A 19,166-nucleotide genomic window follows, 5' to 3' on the forward strand; every position below is an offset into this window, starting at 1 on the left:
ATTTGCACTCGGAACGTAAAATGGAAATCGTGGCTCATTTACTCGGGGGCGAAGCCCTACATCTGGAATATCCCACCCATACCGTCTTCGACTCGGTCACCATCGGCATTTCCGATGGCGACCGCATCGGCCTGGTGGGACGCAACGGCGAAGGCAAATCCTCGCTGCTCGGCATGCTCTCGGGCAAGATCGAGCCCAATTCCGGACGGGTCACCCTGCGCAACGGACTGCGCGTGGGTGTGCTGGACCAGTCCGACACCCTGGATCCGGATGCGACCGTGCACTACAGCGTGGTTGGCGAGATGGACGACCACGAGTGGGCCGGCGAAGCACGCATCCGCGACATTATTTCGGGCCTTGTTGCGGACCTTGATTGGGAGGCCACCATCGGCACCCTCTCCGGCGGCCAGCGCCGCCGTGTGGCCCTGGCGGCCTTGCTGGTGCAGGACTGGGATGTTGTCATCCTGGATGAGCCAACCAACCATTTGGATGTCGAAGGCATCTCCTGGCTGGCAGGCCACATCAACAACCGCTGGTCCAAGAATGCCGGCGGCCTGATGGTTGTCACCCACGACCGCTGGTTCCTCGACGCGGTCTGCACCACTACTTGGGAAGTGCACGACCGGCTCGTTGAGCCTTTTGAAGGCGGCTATGCCGCCTACGTGCTGCAGCGCGTGGAACGCGACCGCATTGCCGCGGTCACCGAGAACAAACGCCAGAACATGATGAAGAAGGAACTGGCCTGGTTGCGCCGCGGGGCCCCGGCCCGTACGTCCAAGCCGAAGTTCCGCATCGAGGCCGCCAACCAGCTGATCGCCGATGTTCCACCGGCACGCAACCCGCTGGAACTGCAGAAGATGGCCACCAGCCGTTTGGGCAAGGACGTCATCGACCTGCTGGATACCGAGGTGTCCTTCGGAACCAAGCAGGTGCTCAAGCCGTTCACCTGGCGGATAGGGCCTGGCGAGCGCACCGGCCTGCTCGGAGCCAATGGCGCAGGCAAGTCCACGCTGCTGGGCTTGATCACCGGCACCGTGGAGCCAACCGGCGGCAAGATCAAGCGCGGCCAGACCGTGAAGCTGGCGGTACTCGATCAGCAGTTCCGCGAGCTGGAGACCATTGGCCAGGACAAGGTCCGCGAAATCCTGGGCCGCTACCGCACCACCTTCAATGTCGACGGCAAGGACCTGACCCCGGCCCAGCTGCTGGAGCGGCTCGGTTTCTCCTCGGCGCACCTCTCCACCAAGGTCGCTGAGCTCTCCGGCGGCCAGCGCCGCCGCTTGCAGCTGCTGATGATCCTGATGGACGAGCCGAATGTGATGATCCTCGATGAGCCGACCAACGACGTCGATACCGACATGCTGGCAGCTCTGGAAGACCTCTTGGATTCCTGGCCAGGCACGTTGATCGTGGTCTCCCACGACCGCTACCTGCTGGAGCGTGTCACCGACCAGCAATACGCCATCCTTGGCGGGCATTTCCGCCATGTGCCCGGCGGCGTGGATGAATACCTCAAGTTGCGCGCTGCTGAAGGTTCAACCGGTGGCTCCAACCCATCGCAGTCGCAGGGCTCTTCTTCGGCGCCCAAGCCTGCAGGCCCATCGGGTGCCGAACTGCGCGCGGCGCAAAAGGAGCTGAACGCCAATGAGCGCAAGGTCGGCCAGCTGAACGAAAAGATCGCCAAGGTCCACGCCAAAATGGCAGGCCACGACCAGAGCGATTACGAGGGCCTGGGCAAATTCACCGCAGAAATCGATGAATACCAGAGCCAGATTGACGAACTGGAAGAGCGTTGGCTGGAACTGACGGAAATGCTTGAGTAGCCCTAGCTAGCCCCAGCGGAATTATGTGTTGGCCCGGAATCCTGAGAGGTTCCGGGTCAACGTCGCATTTGGCCATCGTTGCCACTATTTCAGCAACGTCATGGCACACTCGATTCATGGGAATTGTGAGCCTGACAGGGCGCCTTGTATGCGCCAGCCAATCAGAAGCAGATGCCGTCGTTGAGCTGTTGCCTGCCCATATGCAGCTAACCCGGGCGGAAGCCGGATGCCTGTCATTCCAGGTGACACCCACCGGCGATCCTTGGATATGGGATGTCGCTGAGCAATTCGCCACCGCTGAAGCATTTGAAGCACATCAGCAACGTGTGCGTTCAAGCCCATGGGGACAAGGAACTATGGGCATCAAGCGCGAATACCGCGTCGAAGGGCTGCAGCCGGGCACAACCAGCTAGCCCCATTCCCTAGGGTTTGCCGGTGATCTTATCGGCAATGAGGGCCAGCGGCGATGAGCTTTCCCGCCCCTTCAATTCGTTTCGGTCGGCCTGGCCATAGGCGGCATAAAGCCCCTTGGTCGCCAGCCAGCGCAGTGGTTCTGGCTCCCATTTGCGCACTTCGTGATTGACCCACGGCAAGTGGACCAGGTCAGTTTTCTGGCCCAGGATCAGATCCCGCAATGTGCGCCCCGAGAGATTTGTGGTCGCCACGCCAGTGCCGACATAGCCTCCGGCCCACCCAATGCCCGTTAGCGGATCCAAGCCAACGGTGGCCGCCCAGTCGCGCGGTACGCCGAGCACCCCGGACCACGCATGATCAATTTTTGCGTGCCTTGCCTGCGGAAACATCCGATGCAGGACTTCTTGAAGGCCGGTGATGGTGCTCTGCGGTGTCTGGCCATCGGCATCAGTGCGCGAACCGTATTTGTAAGGAACCCCTCGGCCGCCAATGGCGATGCGGTTATCAGCGGTTCGCTGGGCGTACATGTAGACATGCGCGTAATCCCCCAGCACTTCGCCCTGGCTCCAATTGAGCTCTTCCCAAAGCCTGTCTGGCAACGGCTCGGTGGCAATCATGGACGAGTTCATCGGCAGCCACAACCGCTTATGGCCAGGCAACTGGGCCGTGAATCCTTCGGTGGCCCGCACAATATATTGCGCGTTGACCGTTCCGCCATCAAGCTCCAGTTGCCTCGGGCGGATGGTTTTCACAGTGGTATCTTCAAAGATTTCCACCCCGAGCCGTTCCACTGCTTCGGCCAGCCCGCGCACGAGTTTCGCCGGATGGATCCTGGCCGCATGCGGGTGCCATAACGCTGCCCTCGTTCCAGCGACATTGATCTTGCTTCGGGCTTCATCCGCGTCCAGGAGCTTGGTGCCGGTGTGTTCCCAGGCGCTATTCGCCACGGCGTGTGCGCGCAGACGCTGCTCCTGGGCCGGGGTGCAGGCGACTTCGAATTCTCCACCACGCAGAATATCGGCATTGATGTTTTCGGCAACGCAGACGTTGATGACTTCATCAACGGTTTGGTTCATGGCCAGTTGGAAGTCATTGATCGCTTGCACCGAGTGCGACTTCAGGTAGCGTTCCCGGCCAGCGGTGATGGTGTTAGTCAGCCAACCGCCATTGCGCCCTGAAGCGCCATAGCCAACATGCCGGGCTTCCATGACCGCGATGGACAACCCCGGAATGGCTTTCGCCAGGTAATAGGCGGTCCATAACCCGGTAAATCCGGCCCCGATAATGGCGACATCCACGGTGCTGTGGCCGCGAAGTTTCGGGCGTGGTTCCGGGATGCCAATTTCTTGCCACCAATGCGATACCTGGCCGTTGAGCATGCTTGGACCACCCGTGCTTCCTAAATGAATCACTTTCACCTTGCGCTTGGAAATCAGCCTATGGCCAGTTCCATTGCACGACAAGAGCAATCAAGAAAGTCAGCTTTGCGGTTAGCTGTGGGAGCCGCGGAACCCAGTGGCTGTACTTAGGCCTACTCGCTCAGCGTGATGTGCGCACCGGCGGCCGGAGCATTCACCGGAATGGTCGCCACGCCAACTTCGTCACCAAGCTGCGCCATCACTTCTTCGGCGTGCTCATGATCGTTGACCAGCAGGGCCAGGGTTGGCCCCGAGCCGGAAACCATGGCACGCAGGGCGCCGGCTCCTTCAGCAAGGTCCCGCATGGTGCCCAGTTCCGGAGCCAGAGCCAGCGACGCTTGCGTCAGGTCATTGGCCAGCACCTGGGCCAAGGCTGGAGCGTCCGAAGCCATCAGGGCCTCAATGACCGCCGGATCGATTTCCTTCGGGACTTCGACGTCCGCACCGGATCGCAGGCGATCAAGCATTCCATACACCCGCGGTGTGGACAGCCCGTAGCTGGCAGGAATCAGCACCCAGTGCGTCTTGGCCCGGGTGAGCAAGGGAGCCAACTGGTCCCCCACGCCAAGGCCGATCGCGGCCCCGCCCATGAGTGCAAAAGGCACGTCCGCACCAAGCCGCGCGCCCAGCCGGCCAAGTTCCTCGCGGTCCAAATGGGTTTCCCACAATTCATTGCAGGCCACCAAGGTGGCCGCAGCATCCGCTGACCCGCCTCCCATGCCGCCAGCGATGGGGACACGCTTGGTGATGTGCAGGTCCGCACCCAGTGCGGTTCCGGTGTGCTCGCGCAGCAGTTGGGCCGCCTGGAAGACAAGGTTGCCTTCGCCCAATGGGAAATTCTCCGGGTCATGGACCACCGGTGAATCAGGTTCCAGGCTCAGCTGCAGCTCGCCATCGGTGCGCAGGGTGGCTTCGATCTGTTCGCTCAGAGATACCGCGACATACAGGCTTGCCACTTCGTGGTAGCCGTCCTCGCGGGGCGGGCCCACCTTGAAGTAGCAGTTGATCTTGCCTGGAGCGGTGGCGATGACTCGCTGCTTTGCCATGCCTAGGCCTCGCTGGCCGACGGTTCAGCCGGCACGCCCTGCGCTGCGCGGGCGATGTCGATGTACTGCTCGATATCCAGCTTCTCGCCGCGTTCCTTCGGGTCGATGCCTGCAGCCACCAGGATCTTTTCGGCGCGGACGCCGGAGCCAGCCCAACCTGAGAGCGCTGCGCGCAGGGTTTTGCGGCGCTGGGCAAAAGCGGCGTCAACGATGGCGAAAACTTCTTTGCGATCCGGAGCGTCGCTGCGGTCCTTGTCGCGGGTGAAGGACACCAGACCGGAATGGATCTTCGGCGCTGGCCAGAAGACGTTCATGCCGATGACCCCGGCTTTGCGCATGGTGCCATACCAGGCGCCCTTGACCGACGGGATGCCGTAGATCTTGTTGCCCGGGGTGGCGCTCATGCGGTCGGCGACTTCGTCTTGGACCATCACCAGGCCGTTGCGGATGGACGGGAAGTGCTCCAACAGGTGCAAGACGACTGGCACCGCAACGTTGTAAGGAAGGTTTGCCACCAGCGATGTCGGATTGCCTGGTAATTCGGTGACCTTCATGGCGTCGCTGAGGATGACGGTGAGGTCTTCTTCGCGCCCGGGCCGGAACTCGGCCATGGTCTGCGGCAGGCGCTGGGCCAGCGGCGGATCGATTTCCACGGCAACAACTTTGGCCGCTGCATCCATGATGCCAAGGGTCAGCGAACCGAGACCCGGACCAACCTCCAGCACGGTCTCGGCGGGGTCGACATTGGCGGCGGCGACAATGCGGCGGATGGTGTTCCCATCAATCACAAAGTTCTGCCCCAACGTCTTGGTAGGGCGGATTCCCAGCTCTTCGGCCAGACGACGGATTTCGGTGGCCCCAAGCAGCGGCAAAGATTCCTTAGACATCACAAATCCAATTCTAGTTCAGCCAGATTGATCCAAACATAACAACGCGACGCGTCCACCGTGATGGTGGACGCGTCGCGTTGTTGTAGATCTTCGGCTTTTAGCGCAGGCCCAGCTTGGACGAGCAGGCCGGCCAGTGGCCCCAGCCGCCGGAGGCTCGCAGCACCTCGGCTGCGGCGATCTGTTCTTGCGGGCTGGCCTGGTGCGGCAATGGCGCGTACTTGGTGCCGCCGACTGCTCGCCAGGAGGAGGCAGAGAACTGCAGTCCGCCGTAGTAGCCGTTACCGGAGTTGATCGACCAGTTGCCACCGGATTCGCACTTTGCCAGTGCCTTCCAGGTTGCGGAGATGTTGCCGGTGCTGGTCGAAGGCTTCGAAGAGGATTCTTCCTTCTTCTCTTCCTTGGTGCCCACGCGGATAACTTCGGCGACTGGCTGCTTGGTGACCTTGGACTTGAGGACTTCTTCCTCGCCCTTCTCGCCGTTGCGGGTTTCCTGGCGCAGGGTGAGTTCGCGTTCGCCCTTCTTGCCCTCGGTCTTGACCTTAGTTTCGCCCTTGTCCAGGGACTTGTCGTTGACCTTCTCGACATCGAAGTCGATGTCGCGGGTTTCGTCCCAGGTCTTGACGTTGACCTCGATAACTTCAACTTCTACGCCGGCCTTGATACCGGTGCTGTCCTTGACGTTCTTGTCGGTCTCGTCGTCAACCTTGACGTTGATTTCATCATTGTCATCAACTTTGACGTCCTGCTCGGCGAGCAGTTCCTTGACGGTCGAAGCGGTGGTGGCGACGGTCTTTTTCTTGTCGTCCACAATCAAGGTGAGTTCCTTGGGCGTGATTACTTCAAGCTCGTCGCTCAAAGCGCTCAATTGCATATCCTCATCGAGGGACACCTCGGAGCCTTTTTCAAGGTCGAGCTGCTTGACAACATCTGCCACGGTCATGCCGGTGGTGTGGACCACGCGCTCGGCGCCGTCAACCGTCACCTCAACAGACTTGTTGCGCTTGATATCGATCTTCTGGTCATCCGAAAGGTTCGAATCCAAAGAAGCGGAGATCTCATCGCGCTCGTCCAGCGAGATTTCCTGCTGATCCAGCAGCGCGCTGACGGTGGCAGCGCGGGTGGTGACTTCCTGGGCTTCTCCATCGACGGAGATCACTACCGACTTCTGGCCAGCAACATAGAACACGGCGCCGGCGATAACCACGGCCACGGCGAGCGCCTGAGCCAGGTATTTAACCCAGCTTTTCTTGAGCAAGTGAGTCACAGTAGTGAGATCCTCATCGTTTATTGGCTCAAACCCTGAATTCTATTCCAGGAATTCGCGTTGAGCCCAGCAGCACCCGCTGCCTGCTTATCAATCTGACTTATGCCGTCTTTCCCGGACGCAGCGAGGTGCGAGGATCAGGCTGCCGAGGCCTGTCGCTGCCCCGCAAAGGGCAGGAAGGACCTCAAACATCTCATCCACCGTAACCGAATTGTTATATTCATGGCAAGTGTCCTGTAACGAGAGGCACAGCCAGCGAGTCTAGAATTCTCCGTACACTTCTCGGGTATTCGCATCGATTCGGGCGCAGAATTCAGCGAGCTCAACACCCTTGGTTTCCGCCATGAACCTAGTCGTATAGGGAATCATGTAACTGGCATTGGGGCGTCCGCGGAATGGATGAGGAGTCAAGAACGGAGCATCGGTCTCCACCAGCAGCAATTGCGGATCGGCCAGATTCAAGGCAGCTCGCAAATCATGGGAATTCTTGAACGTGACCGTTCCTGAGAATGACATGTACCAGCCATTGTCATTGCAGATCTTTGCCAATCGCTCATCCCCGGAGAAGCAATGGAACACGACTTTCGGCGGCAGCTGGGAGCTCTTGAGAATACGCACAACGTCATCATGCGCGTCACGATCATGGATCTGGACAGCCTTGCCGAGCTCAACAGCAATGCGCAGATGTTCGCGGAATGAATGCTCCTGGGCATCCCGTCCGTCTTCACCCGTGCGGAAGTAATCAAGCCCGGTCTCCCCCAGCGCTCGCACCCGAGGGTCTGAAGCCAGCTCTTCAATGCGCTCAAGGGCGCTTCCGAGTTCCCCGGCCTCGGCTAGCCGCGCGGCGTCATTCGGGTGGATAGCCACAGCGGCCAGGATGCTGGCGTATTCATTGGCAACCTGCACGGCATATTCGGAGGATGGCACATCACAGCCCACCTGGATCAGACCTTTTACTCCGACTGCTTCAGCAGCTGCCAAGGCATCGCGCGCAGAAACGTTGACCGTGCCGTCAAGAAAGTCCAAATGGGTATGGTTGTCGACCACCGCGATTGGAAGGGCTTCAGGCGCTTCGGGATAGTGCAAGTTTCGCTTGCTGCCGCCCTGTTCATTGTGAGTCTTGCGCGCGCGGCCTTCTGGCCCTGCAGATTCCTCAGCCTCGCTGGGACGGTAGGCCTCCGGTACCCGGTTAACGTCGGTGTCCGACTTCTTCTTTGACACGCTGATCCTTTGCACTTAATTACTACAGCCCATTGCTCATTTTATTGTGTCATCACCCGGTACTTTAACCCCAACCGCCCTGCGCCCCGGGCCAGATTAGCCTCTGTTGTTGGACAAAAGATGCCCATATGATGGTGAGCAAGAGTCTATTGAATGTCTCAGGATGCGAAGTGTCTCGCGGCTGACCCATTGCGCAGGAGGAACTTCGAATGAGTGCGAACCCGACGATGCCATCGCTGGATTCAACGTTCCAAACGAATTGCCAACGAATTTTCGACGCTGTGCAGAGCGTGATCACCGGAAAACCCGAGGCCGTCATCAGCGCGCTAACGGTACTGCTGGCGCAAGGACATTTGTTGCTGGAAGACGTTCCAGGCGTTGGCAAGACCATGCTGGCTAAGTCGCTGGCCAAAAGCGTGAATGGATCTGTGCATCGCATCCAGTTCACCCCGGACCTGCTGCCCAGTGACGTCACCGGCGTTTCAGTATATTCGCCGCAGACTCACGAATTCACTTTTCACCCCGGCCCCATTTTCGCCAATATCGTCATTGCCGATGAGATCAACCGCGCCAATGCCAAAACGCAATCCGCGTTGCTTGAATGCATGGAGGAATCCCAGGTCACCGTAGATTCCATCACCCACAGCCTGGAACAGCCTTTTATGGTTATTGCTACCCAGAACCCCGTGGACTCTGAAGGAACCTTCGCGCTGCCCGAGGCGCAACGCGATCGCTTCATGGGACGGATCTCTTTGGGCTATCCGCAACGCGAAGCCGAAATATCCATGATTGCCGGCCATCACCATCATGAGCCGCTGGAAACCCTGGCCTCGGTGTTGCAGCTTGCAGACCTGCGGCAAATGATCGAACAGGTCAGCTCCATCACCGTCACCGCAAGATTAAGCTCCTATGTCGTGGATTTGGGCCGAGCATCGCGAAACCATCCGCAGGTTGAGCTAGGGGCTTCACCGCGTGCCCTGATCCAATGGGTTCGAGCCGCCAAGGCACATGCCGCCGTTAACGGCCGCGACCACGTGCTCCCGGAAGATGTGCGAAGCGTGGCGCAAATGGTGCTGAACCATCGGCTGATCCTTACTCGACGCGCTATCGCTGATGGGGTGGAAGTCCAGGACCTCATTCAAGAACTGCTCTCCAGCACCCCAGTCAGCTAGCTGGCATCGCATGGAGAAGATACCTCGTTTCGACTCCCGTAATGCATTGTCGTGGGTTCGTTCAGAAAATTCGACACCTGCAATACTGCGTAGGTTGCGGCTGGACCTGTTCACCGTGCGCGGATGGTGCGTGCTCGGCTCAGGAATCTTCCTGGTATTCCTCGCCTTCATGTTCGGACGCCATGAATTGATGGCAGTGGGCATCAGCCTCGTAGTGCTGGCCGGCATTAGTTGGGCCCTCGCGCTGGGCCTGCGAGGGCGCACGCGAATCCAGCGACAGGTGCTATCCGCGGCTCCCAGTGCTGGCGAAGTATGCAAAGTGCAATTGCATTGTCTGGAACCGGCAACCATCCAGGAACAGCTTCCAGAAGGTTTCGGGCGCGGCCCGATGCTCGACACCCCTGGCGAACTCGAATATGAATTGATCTTTGGCAGGCGCGGCAACCATCAGCTGGGCCCGGCACAGCAAATCGTCTCTGACACGTTGGGATTGGTCCGGGGAATGGTCAACACCGGCGAAACCCTGGAGGTCCCGGTCCGCTCGGAACTCATGGATCTGCACCGCTTGGCTTCCCTTGGAGAGCAGATGCTCACCGGCGATGCACGGCATTCACGCAGCACCACCGCCGATTACTACGACGTTGCCATTCGCGACTATCAGCAAGGTGATTCGATCCGGCAGGTCCACTGGAAGGCCAGCGCCCGGCAAGGCAAGCTCATGGTTCGGCAGGAGAATCATGTCGCCACCGCTCAAGCGCTCCTGATCCTGGACACAAAACTTGAGCATTGGTGCCACAGCGGAGTGGATCTTCGACTGTCCATCCCCGGCGGGTCGAACGAAGACTTGCCAAGTAGCCGCCGTTTTGAAACAGCTTTGTCCCTGGCCAGCGGCATCGGGTTGCGCTATTCGACCGGTGGCTACCAGCTGTCTTTCCGCGATCTCAGTGGAGCGCCGCTGACCAGCCAGCATCGGCAAGCAACGTCGGAGGCCGCCGCTGACTCAAACTTTGACTCATTCCACGCTGCCACGGCCGAGTTGGCCCTCGACGCCAGCGGCCTCGATACCGACGCCTCAGAGCTATTCGGCGATGGATTGCATAAAGAGCTGCTGGGATTCCGAGACGAACCAGTCATCATGATTTTTGGCGAACTCACCGTTGCACAGGCTCGATGGCTTGCCACTCTGGCCCGCACGGTACGCCTTGCCGAAGTCTTTATTCTCGTAGCGCATCCGGAACGATACGATTCCGTGCAACAAGAGCTCGCCGGCACCGGGTGGAAAGTTCATCTGCTCCCAGGAACCATGGGCGCGGCTGAGATGTGGGGCGGATAATGACCTCACAGTTGGCTGGCGCCCCATCGCCTCGCGAAACAGAAGAACAAAAGAGCCTCATGCTGGAGCAAGCTCCGGCAGTTGAGAATGTGCTCCCCCGCATCTTGGCTTCATTGTGCCTGGCTTTAGCCGTCTTGGCCGGAATGGCGTCGCTCACCGGTGTCGTTGAGGGTACCTCGTGGTTCCCCTACCTCGTCCTGCCGAACATTGCCCTGCATCTGGCTTGCGGGGCGATCCGGAGCGTACGCGTCGTTCGCTGGCTGGCCATCCCGGCTGCGGTCCTCATCGCCGTCGCTGCCATCATGCGCCACGACGTCATGACCGCAAATTCCTATGGATTTCCTGCCTTGCAATGGTTCCGCTCTTCGCTGTCCGAAGCAGGACTCCAATTGGCCACGCAAGTCCCGCCGGTAGCCAGCTCCATCCATGTAGACTTCGGCATTTTGGTTCTGTCACTGGGCGTGAGCCTTGTGGTGGAACTGCTGGCCAGTTTCCGCCGCACTGCCTTGCTGGTGATCATCCCGCTGTCTTTCGCCCCGATTGTTGCTTCGCTGTTCAAGCAGCAAGGCGCCGGGATTGGCTACCTGTCGCTTATGGTCTTAGGGATATTGGCGTACGCTGCCTTGGTGCCCCACGCCTTCGCCAAGTCTTCGCCTCGCACGGGCAGGCGCAAGCTCCTCGACCCGAAGACCTTGGGAATTTTTGGCATCACCGCTCTGGCCTGCGTTGGATCGTTGATTGCCGCGAGCCTGTGGATGCCGGGGTTCCGCACCGGCATGTTCCCCGAGGGGCAACGCCCGTCCGGGGACCTGCTGGCCAACAATGTTGACCCGCTGATCAATCTCGGACGGGATCTCCGCTCCAATGGGTCAGATCCGTTCTTGACCTATTACACCAGCGCCTCGAAGGCGCCTTATTTGCGCACCCAGGTCATCAAGGAACTGACCAATGAACGCTGGGAACCGACCGAGGACCTGTTCCATACCGATTATTCGGGCGACGTGGCGGTCAACAATAATTTTTCGCTATTATCCAGCTCCGAGGAAATTGTGCAGATGACTTGGCCGAGGGGCAATAGGAATCCGCTATTGCCGTTGCCCGACCGCAGTAATCTGGTCAGTGGAATCCAGGGAGATTGGCAATGGACCCTTGAAACCTCGGTAGCTCGGCTTAGCGGTGATGCGCTTGGCGCGACTGGCGATATTACCGTGGCCTATGCGCCATTGAATATCACCCCGGAGATGGTTGAGTACCTCGATCAGCGGCGCATTGGCACGAACGATTTCATATCGTCGGACTACACGCAACTCCCCCAGGACTCGGACAACGCCCTGCAGCCGATGCTCGAACAGGCGCTGGAGGAAGCCTACGATAAGGGAAGCACGCCGAGGACCAATTTGGAAAAAGCAGTGGCCCTCCAGGATTACTTCCGCTCCGGGAACTTCGTTTACTCCGAGCGCACTCCTTTGCGGGAAGGCTACGACGGTGCCAACGCTGAGGTAGTCAAAGCTTTCCTGAACCGTCGCCAGGGGTATTGCGTGCACTTCGCATCGGCCATGGCTCTGCTGGCGCGTGAGGCCGGGATCCCCTCGCGAATTGCCGTGGGCTACGCCCCTGGCGTGGCCACCGGCGAAACCATCACGGTTGATAATTCTGATGCTGCAACCTCGCTCGCCAGCTTGCTGGAGCCGGGCACCGAGCTCAAGGGCTATGAGGTCAGCGGGCAGCAGGCTCATGCCTGGCCGGAGTTGTATCTTGACGGGCTGGGCTGGGTGCCTTTCGAACCGACTCCGGGCCGAGGCTACACGCCAACCTATGCGCCGGAACCAACCAGTACCGCAGCGCCTCAAGAGAGTACGGCGCCTGAGGTCCCCACGTCGCGCAGCACTCCGCCTCGTTCCGAGTCTCCCGATCCAACGCCTCAGGCGACGACGGGTTCTTCTTCACGTGATGGCAATACCGCCATCTGGTTGGCGCCCTTGGCTATCTTGTTGGCGGCTGCCGGATTATGCGTTGGTCCTTGGCGCCGGCAACGCACTCGGCAAAAGCGCCTGGCCCTGGTCCGTTCCGGCGCCCCTGATGCGGCACAAGCATTGTGGGCCGAACTGCTCAGTGTTGGAATGGATGCGGGAGTTGAAGCAGGCGTCCATGAATCAGTGGGCGACTATCTCGTGCGCCTGGCCGATGACCACCCGCGGCTCGCCAAGCCACTGCAATTGCTCCAGGCCGCCATTGAGCAGAGCTTCTACGCAGGTCGGCATGTACCTGCAGATGATGCGCCTGAACTGTTGGACGCATTGCACGAGGTTCAAAGCCAGCTTCGCGGGGAACTGCCCGCAGGACGCCGGATCCTCAGTTTCCTTTTCCCGCGCTCGTTGCGTTCAACGCCAGGAAAAAGAGCCACGGCAGAAGGTGCCAGAAAATAGCCTGCAGACAGTTGATGCCCGGCCAAGTGGCCGGGCATCAATTATCTGCGACGCATCATTAGATGCGTTGGTCTACTTCTTTGCAGCGTATGGATCGGCGATGCCGATGTACTGCACGGTGGTGTATTCGCCCAATCCTTCAGCGCCGCCTTCACGGCCCAAACCGGACTGCTTCACGCCACCAAATGGTGCTGCTGCGTTGGAGATAACGCCGGCGTTGAAGCCAACCAGGCCGAACTCGATCTGCTCCGAAACGCGGAACATGCGGTTGAAGTCCTGCGAGTAGATGTAGGAGGCCAGGCCGTACTCGGTGGAGTTGGCCAGCTTGATGGCCTCTTCCTCGGAAGTGAACGTGGTCACTGGAGCAACCGGGCCGAAGATCTCCTGGGTCAGGATCTTCGCGTCGTTGGCTACGTTGGCCAGAACGGTTGGCTGGTAGAAGTAGCCTGGGCCCTCGACCGGTGCGCCACCGGTAACAGCAGTTGCGCCAGCGCTGACTGCATCCTCGACCAGTGCGTGCACTTCGTCGCGAGCCTTTTCCTCCACCAGTGGTCCCACGGTGGTGCCTGCTTCGGTGCCACGGCCTGGCTTCAGTGCCTTCATCGCTTCGGCGAACTTTGTGGTGAACTCTTCGGCAACATCAACGTGGACCAGGAAGCGGTTGGCTGCGGTGCAAGCTTCGCCCATGTTGCGCATCTTGGCAGCCATGGCGCCCTCGACTGCGGCATCCACGTCGGCATCTTCGAAAACGATGAACGGCGCGTTGCCGCCCAGTTCCATCGAAGTGCGCAGCACCTTGTCGGCGGCGTCCTTCATCAGCTGCTTGCCCACTGGGGTCGAACCGGTGAAGGAGACCTTGCGCAGGCGGTCGTCCTGCATCAATGGGCCGGAGATCTTCGAAGCCGAGGCACCGGAAACAACGTTCAGCACGCCTGCCGGAAGGCCAGCTTCCATCATCGTGGCAGCGAACAGCTGGGAAGTCAGCGGGGTCAGCTTGGCTGGCTTGAGCACCATGGTGCAACCTGCAGCAACTGCTGGGCCGACCTTGCGGGTGGCCATGGCCAATGGGAAGTTCCACGGGGTGATCAGCAGGCATGGGCCCACCGGCTTGTGGTGGACCAGAACCTTGTTCTTGCCCTCGGGGGTGGTCACGTAGCGGCCGTAGTGGCGCACGGTTTCTTCGGAGAACCAGCGCAGGAATTCGGCACCGTAGGTCACTTCGCCGTAGGCCTCGGCTAGTGGCTTGCCCATTTCCAGGCTCATCAGCAGGGCGAAGTCATCCTTGCGCTCGGTGACCAGATCGAAGGCGCGGCGCAGAATCTCAGCCCGTTCGCGTGGTGCCGTCAAGGCCCATTCGGCCTGCACGGCATCCGCTGCGTCCAAAGCGGCCATGGCATCTTCGCTCGTGGCGCTGGCAAGGGTCAGCAGCTTTTCTCCTGTGGCTGGATCCAGCACGTCGAAGGTGCCGCCGTCCGAGGCATCGCGCCATTCGCCATTGATCAAAAGACCGGTTGGAACCTTTGCAAGCAGTTCTGCTTCGCGCTGGGCAGTGATCGACATACGCGCATCTCCTGAAACTATAAATGAAACTAATCGTCGTTGATGCCTACGCTATTCTCGGCACAAGTGAACTGTAAATCGCCCTGTGCACTATAAAAGCGCAGATTCATTGTGCAATCAGCCTATGGGAATTCAGCTATTTATCCGCATCGTGACGTTCGGCCAGGACAGCCTCATAAAGATCGCGTTTCTTCACGCCAAATTTCTCGGCAACTTCAGCCACGGCTTGTTTCATTCGAGTGCCCTGTTCCACGAGTACCGCAACCTTGGGCAACAACTCTACAATCGTGGCCGGTTCGGCTTCTTCAGCGCCGTGGATCACCACGACGATTTCGCCACGCACACCATCCTCGGACCACTGCTTCAAGGCACCGAGCGAGTCACGACGGACTTCCTCAAATTTTTTGGTCAATTCCCGGGCCACGGCTGCCTGGCGGTTTTCCCCAAAGGCTTCGACTGCTGCCTCCAGGAAATCGCCCAGGCGATGCGGCGCTTCAAAGAAGACCATGGTGCGTTCTTCGGCCAGCAATGATTCCAGCCTTTTGCGCCGCTCCCCTGCCTTGCGTGGCAAGAACCCTTCGAAGGTGAAGCGCCCAGTCGGCAGGCCCGAAAGCGAGAGCGCGGTTAATACGGCTGAAGGGCCAGGCACGGCGGTGACGCGAATGCCTGCGCTGAGCGCGGCCGCCACCAGCGGGTAGCCCGGATCCGAAACAGCTGGCATTCCCGCGTCGGAGACCACCAGGATTGTTGCCCCCTGGGCGGCCAAGGCGATGACTTCAGAAAGCTTGTGGGCTTCGTTGTGCTCATGAAGGCTCATCACCTTGGCGGTGATCTTGATTCCCAGCGCATGGGCGAGGTGGTGGAAGTTTCTCGTGTCCTCCGCGGCGATGATATCCGCGGTCGCCATCATTTCCCGCAACCGCGGGGAAGCATCGGATAAATTGCCAATTGGCGTAGCGCCGAGGACGATTACGCCCTCATTCTCTGAGATCTGCACATTCTTAAGCCTACGCGAAGTACGAAAAGCCCACATTCCTCCCTTCACGCCGGTAGCATGATCTGGTGATGGGCATCTCGACTCCTAACTCCGCGATTATTGGCCACGTCCGTTCAACGCGGCAGGCCTTCACTTTCGAGAGCCTGAAACAGCGGCTCCTCCCCACGGAAGCGCTCAGCGGACCGCTGCTGTGGATCATTCCGCTGGCGGTGACGTTGCTTGCCGGTTTGCTGCGTTTCATCAACCTTGCTCATCCGCACGTGTTGATCTTTGACGAAACCTACTATGTCAAAGACGCGTTTTCACTGTTGCAGAGCGGCTATGAACGTGAATGGGCCGATGACAGCGACGCGCAATTCATAGCCGGGGATCCCCAGCTCACCACGGATTCTTCCTTCGTGGTCCATCCGCCACTGGGCAAATGGCTCATCGGCTTTGGAATGCTGCTCTTTGGCGATTTCAACGGCTTCGGTTGGCGTTTCAGCACGGCGCTGTTCGGCACCCTTTCGGTGCTGCTGGTCACCCTCTGCGCCCGGCTGCTCTTCGGTTCCCATACCCTGGCTGGGATCGCCGGACTGTTGATGGCCATCGACGGCCATTCCATCGTGATGTCACGCACCGCGCTTCTGGATATCTTCCTCATGTTCTTCGTCCTGGCCGCGTTTTACGCGTTGCTCAAGGATCGAATCCACGGGCGGACCCAACTGGCTCGAAAACTCAGTGTTCCCCGGGGCAACAGGCCCGATGAATTCCTTCTGGGGTACGGGCCGATGCTGTGGTGGCGCCCGTGGCGCCTGGTTGCGGCGGTCATGCTCGGCGGGGCGGTCGGCATCAAGTGGTCAGCGCTGTCCTTTGTGGCTGTTTCCTGCATCATGGCCGTGCTGTGGGACTTCGCCGCGCGTCGCACCGCAGGCATTCATCACTGGCAGCGTGCCGCTTTCACCCGCGACGGCATCTACTCGTTCTTCACGATGATCCCGCTCGCGCTGCTCACCTACCTGTCCACGTGGACTGGTTGGCTGATCACTGCCGGCGGGCGCTACCGGCAATGGGCTGAAGAGAATCCCGGCGACGGCGTCAGCTGGTTGCCCGCTCCGCTGCGCTCGCTCTGGCACTACCACCAGGCTGGCTACGAATTCCACACGGGACTCAGTTCAGAACACGGATGGCAATCCTCGCCATGGACGTGGCCTTTCGCTGGCCGCCCGGTGCTGTTCTACTTCGAAGGCTACGACCAGGGCGTCAACGGTTGCGATCTGAAGCGCTGCACCGAAGTCATCACCGATCTGCCCAATCCGCTGCTGTGGTGGGCCTGCTCGATCAGCATGTTCCTATTGATCCTGTGGTGGATCGGAGCCCGCGACTGGCGTGCCGGGGCCATTCTTTCCTCGGCCGTGGCCGGTTTCCTGCCATGGCTGATGTACCCGGAACGCACGATGTTCTTCTTCTACACCCTGCCGCTGGTTCCGTTCATGATCCTTTCATTGACGTATATGATTGGCAGGTTCATTCCGCGTGAGCCGAATTCCGGACTCGTGTACCGCTCACGCATTATCGTGGTCACCCTGGTTATTGCGTTATTCCTGGTCACATCAGCCTTCTTCTGGTCGATTTGGTCTGGGGAAATGATTGCAGATGAGCTCTGGCGCCTGCACGTGTGGATCCCCAGCTGGGGCTAGGCACCGGGGCAGATCGGCGCTTGATGCCATGAACCAGGCCACGTTGACGATTATCGATTCCCGAAGGGTTCAGCTTCCATGCACGAAGTAACCGTCGAGCTGCTTACTGAATTAGCACCAGAAGTTAATACGACGAATCTTCTCCTCGACCGCGTCGCCCGCGGTTCGGACCAGCCGTTGTTCAGCGTGCAGCGCGAGGGCTCTTGGCGCGATGTGAGCGCGGGAGATTTCCTCGCCGATGTGAAGCGCCTGGCAACCACCTTGATCAATGATGGGCTTCAGCCAGGCGACAAGGTCGCGATCGTCTCGAGAACGCGCTACGAGTGGGCGCTGGCGGAAGAGGCCATCTGGTTTGCCGGCGGCGTCTCGGTTCCCATCTACGAGACCTCCAGCCCATTTCAGATCGAATGGATCCTCCGCGATTCAGGCGCCCGCGTCGTCTTCGCCGAAGACCACGCGCTGCGGGCCAATGTGCGGCAGGCCGCCGCGCAGCTGGGCGACGAGATCCGCATCCACATTTTCGAGGGTTCGGACCAGTCCGACAAGGCGCTGATACCTTCAGCAGGATTGCACCGGCTGCTCGTGGAGCCTGGCGAAGTCAATGAGCAGGCCATCGAGTCCCGCCGCTCATCCATGAAGCTCGAAGACGTAGCCACCATGGTGTACACCTCGGGCACGACCGGCCGCCCCAAGGGCTGCAATATGACCCACGCCAATTTCGCCATGGTCGCCCACAACCTGGCCGGGCACATGCGCGAAGTTCTCGGCGACCAGCGACGCACCCTGATGTTCCTGCCGCTGGCCCACGTGCTCGCCCGCGCCGTCCAGCAGACCTGCATCCACGGCGGCTCCATCATCGCCCATTCAAGTTCCATGGCTAATCTGGTCCAGGACATGGCAGCCGTGAAGCCCGGCTTCCTGTTGGCCGTTCCACGCGTCTTCGAGAAGATTCGCACCACCGCGCTGGCAACAGCTGAGAGCAGCGGCAAGGCCGGCCTGTTCTTGAAGGCCGAGCAGACTGCCATCGACGTTTCCAAGATCCGCGATGCGCGTGCTCGGGGCCTCAAGGCACGCCTGCCCCTGGGCCTGCGTGCTCGGCATGCGCTGTTCAACAAGGTGCTCTATCCAAAACTGCGCGGCATTTTTGGCGGCGAATGCGGCTACGCAATTTCGGGGGCCAGCGCGCTCAACCAGGATCTGGCGCATTTCTTCCGGGGCGCCGGCATCCAGCTGGTGGAAGGCTACGGATTGACCGAGACCACCGCGCCGGCCACCGTGAACCAGGCCTCGCATACCCGCGTAGGCACGGTGGGGCGTCCCATCCCCGGAACCAGCGTCAGGATCGCAGACGATGGCGAGATCCTGGTCAAGGGCATCGGCGTCTTCTCCGGCTACCACAACAATCCCCAGGCCACCGCGGAAGCCTTCGACGCTGGCGGCTACTTCAAGACCGGTGATACCGGCATCCTGGATGAGGCCGGGTACTTGAAGGTCACCGGGCGCAAGAAGGAACTGATTGTCACGGCCGGCGGCAAAAACGTCTCCCCCGGCCCCTTGGAGGAGATGGTTCGTGCCGGGCGCATTGTGGCCCAGTGCGTCCTGGCCGGCGAACAGCGTCCGTTTATTTCAGCCTTGGTGACCTTGGATCATGAGGAACTCGTCCTGTGGGGCAAAGCCAAGGGGCTGGGCGAATTGTCCCTTGCGCAAGCGGCAGTTCATCCCGAGGTCATTGCCGAAATCCAGCAATATGTGGACACTGCGAACCTGACGGTGTCCAAGGCCGAATCGATTCGAAAGTTCCTGGTCCTCGATGCGGAATTCACCGAGGCCTCAGGCCACCTGACCAGCTCGCTGAAACTCAAGCGGCAGAGCGTCCTCGACCAGTTTGATGACCGGATCCAGGAGTTCTACTCCAAGTAGGAA

Annotated in this window: 14 protein-coding genes; 7 read left to right on the forward strand and 7 right to left on the reverse strand. The window is 60.0% G+C overall.

Annotated elements, in window-relative coordinates; all coding sequences use genetic code 11:
* The first annotated feature begins 29 nt into the window (after positions 1 to 29).
* On the forward strand, positions 30 to 1,823 hold the full coding sequence (locus ACT7DV_RS01790) for an ABC-F family ATP-binding cassette domain-containing protein (RefSeq protein ID WP_444660636.1): 1,794 nt from the start codon (positions 30 to 32) through the stop codon (positions 1,821 to 1,823).
* Between the two features lie 116 nt (positions 1,824 to 1,939).
* Positions 1,940 to 2,236, forward strand: a complete 297-nt coding sequence (locus ACT7DV_RS01795) for a putative quinol monooxygenase (protein WP_444660637.1) — start codon at positions 1,940 to 1,942, stop codon at positions 2,234 to 2,236.
* Positions 2,237 to 2,245: 9 nt separating this feature from the next.
* Here the strand turns inward: ACT7DV_RS01795 and ACT7DV_RS01800 are convergent, their stop codons facing one another.
* From ACT7DV_RS01800 to ACT7DV_RS01820, 5 genes are all read right to left on the reverse strand, one after another.
* Positions 2,246 to 3,616, reverse strand: coding sequence for an NAD(P)/FAD-dependent oxidoreductase (locus ACT7DV_RS01800; protein ID WP_444664759.1), 1,371 nt, complete (start codon positions 3,614 to 3,616; stop codon positions 2,246 to 2,248).
* A gap of 152 nt (positions 3,617 to 3,768) precedes the next feature.
* Positions 3,769 to 4,701 (reverse strand): 4-(cytidine 5'-diphospho)-2-C-methyl-D-erythritol kinase, encoded by a 933-nt coding sequence (locus ACT7DV_RS01805; RefSeq protein WP_444660638.1) that lies wholly within the window; start codon positions 4,699 to 4,701, stop codon positions 3,769 to 3,771.
* A 2-nt stretch (positions 4,702 to 4,703) separates the two neighbouring features.
* Complete coding sequence (rsmA, locus tag ACT7DV_RS01810) at positions 4,704 to 5,588, reverse strand: 16S rRNA (adenine(1518)-N(6)/adenine(1519)-N(6))-dimethyltransferase RsmA (protein ID WP_060700882.1); 885 nt, start codon at positions 5,586 to 5,588, stop codon at positions 4,704 to 4,706.
* A 100-nt stretch (positions 5,589 to 5,688) separates the two neighbouring features.
* Positions 5,689 to 6,855, reverse strand: a complete 1,167-nt coding sequence (locus tag ACT7DV_RS01815; protein ID WP_444660639.1) for a transglycosylase family protein — start codon at positions 6,853 to 6,855, stop codon at positions 5,689 to 5,691.
* A 261-nt stretch (positions 6,856 to 7,116) separates the two neighbouring features.
* The gene (locus ACT7DV_RS01820; RefSeq protein ID WP_444660640.1) at positions 7,117 to 8,076 is read right to left on the reverse strand and encodes a TatD family hydrolase; all 960 of its coding nucleotides are present in this window, start codon (positions 8,074 to 8,076) and stop codon (positions 7,117 to 7,119) included.
* Positions 8,077 to 8,285: 209 nt separating this feature from the next.
* Between ACT7DV_RS01820 and ACT7DV_RS01825 the strand changes: the two genes are divergently transcribed.
* The 3 genes from ACT7DV_RS01825 to ACT7DV_RS01835 all read left to right on the forward strand — a co-directional run bounded on the left by ACT7DV_RS01825 (position 8,286) and on the right by ACT7DV_RS01835 (position 13,007).
* The gene (locus ACT7DV_RS01825; RefSeq protein WP_444660641.1) at positions 8,286 to 9,248 is read left to right on the forward strand and encodes an AAA family ATPase; all 963 of its coding nucleotides are present in this window, start codon (positions 8,286 to 8,288) and stop codon (positions 9,246 to 9,248) included.
* Between the two features lie 94 nt (positions 9,249 to 9,342).
* Positions 9,343 to 10,581 (forward strand): DUF58 domain-containing protein, encoded by a 1,239-nt coding sequence (locus tag ACT7DV_RS01830; protein WP_444660642.1) that lies wholly within the window; start codon positions 9,343 to 9,345, stop codon positions 10,579 to 10,581.
* Positions 10,581 to 13,007 (forward strand): transglutaminase TgpA family protein, encoded by a 2,427-nt coding sequence (locus tag ACT7DV_RS01835; protein WP_444660643.1) that lies wholly within the window; start codon positions 10,581 to 10,583, stop codon positions 13,005 to 13,007. The genes ACT7DV_RS01830 and ACT7DV_RS01835 overlap by 1 nt, the downstream gene beginning before the upstream one ends.
* Before the next feature lie 72 nt (positions 13,008 to 13,079).
* On the opposite strand, the gene ACT7DV_RS01840 is transcribed toward ACT7DV_RS01835, so the two are convergent.
* Both ACT7DV_RS01840 and rsmI read right to left on the reverse strand, forming a co-directional pair.
* Positions 13,080 to 14,567 carry an NAD-dependent succinate-semialdehyde dehydrogenase gene (locus ACT7DV_RS01840; protein WP_444660644.1) on the reverse strand — a complete coding sequence of 496 codons (1,488 nt, stop codon included), beginning with the start codon at positions 14,565 to 14,567 and terminating at the stop codon, positions 13,080 to 13,082.
* A 136-nt stretch (positions 14,568 to 14,703) separates the two neighbouring features.
* The gene (rsmI, locus tag ACT7DV_RS01845; RefSeq protein WP_444660645.1) at positions 14,704 to 15,564 is read right to left on the reverse strand and encodes a 16S rRNA (cytidine(1402)-2'-O)-methyltransferase; all 861 of its coding nucleotides are present in this window, start codon (positions 15,562 to 15,564) and stop codon (positions 14,704 to 14,706) included.
* A 68-nt stretch (positions 15,565 to 15,632) separates the two neighbouring features.
* Between rsmI and ACT7DV_RS01850 the strand changes: the two genes are divergently transcribed.
* The gene (locus ACT7DV_RS01850) at positions 15,633 to 17,243 is read left to right on the forward strand and encodes a dolichyl-phosphate-mannose--protein mannosyltransferase (protein ID WP_444660646.1); all 1,611 of its coding nucleotides are present in this window, start codon (positions 15,633 to 15,635) and stop codon (positions 17,241 to 17,243) included.
* A gap of 78 nt (positions 17,244 to 17,321) precedes the next feature.
* Entirely contained in the window at positions 17,322 to 19,163 is a 1,842-nt protein-coding gene (locus ACT7DV_RS01855) for an AMP-dependent synthetase/ligase (protein WP_444660647.1), read from the forward strand.
* Positions 19,164 to 19,166: the final 3 nt, after the last annotated feature.

This window comes from Glutamicibacter sp. TV12E, from assembly GCF_052441935.1.
Classification (GTDB): domain Bacteria; phylum Actinomycetota; class Actinomycetes; order Actinomycetales; family Micrococcaceae; genus Glutamicibacter.

Bases quoted from the DNA above. Each gene is read 5' to 3' on its own strand.
- ACT7DV_RS01795 (WP_444660637.1), top strand. From the start codon at position 1,940: ATGGGAATTGTGAGCCTGACAGGGCGCCTTGTATGCGCCAGCCAATCA.
- ACT7DV_RS01800 (WP_444664759.1), bottom strand. From the start codon at position 3,616: ATGCTCAACGGCCAGGTATCGCATTGGTGGCAAGAAATTGGCATCCCG.
- ACT7DV_RS01805 (WP_444660638.1), bottom strand. From the start codon at position 4,701: ATGGCAAAGCAGCGAGTCATCGCCACCGCTCCAGGCAAGATCAACTGC.
- rsmA (WP_060700882.1), bottom strand. From the start codon at position 5,588: ATGTCTAAGGAATCTTTGCCGCTGCTTGGGGCCACCGAAATCCGTCGT.
- ACT7DV_RS01825 (WP_444660641.1), top strand. From the start codon at position 8,286: ATGAGTGCGAACCCGACGATGCCATCGCTGGATTCAACGTTCCAAACG.
- ACT7DV_RS01835 (WP_444660643.1), top strand. From the start codon at position 10,581: ATGACCTCACAGTTGGCTGGCGCCCCATCGCCTCGCGAAACAGAAGAA.
- ACT7DV_RS01840 (WP_444660644.1), bottom strand. From the start codon at position 14,567: ATGTCGATCACTGCCCAGCGCGAAGCAGAACTGCTTGCAAAGGTTCCA.
- ACT7DV_RS01850 (WP_444660646.1), top strand. From the start codon at position 15,633: ATGGGCATCTCGACTCCTAACTCCGCGATTATTGGCCACGTCCGTTCA.
- ACT7DV_RS01855 (WP_444660647.1), top strand. From the start codon at position 17,322: ATGCACGAAGTAACCGTCGAGCTGCTTACTGAATTAGCACCAGAAGTT.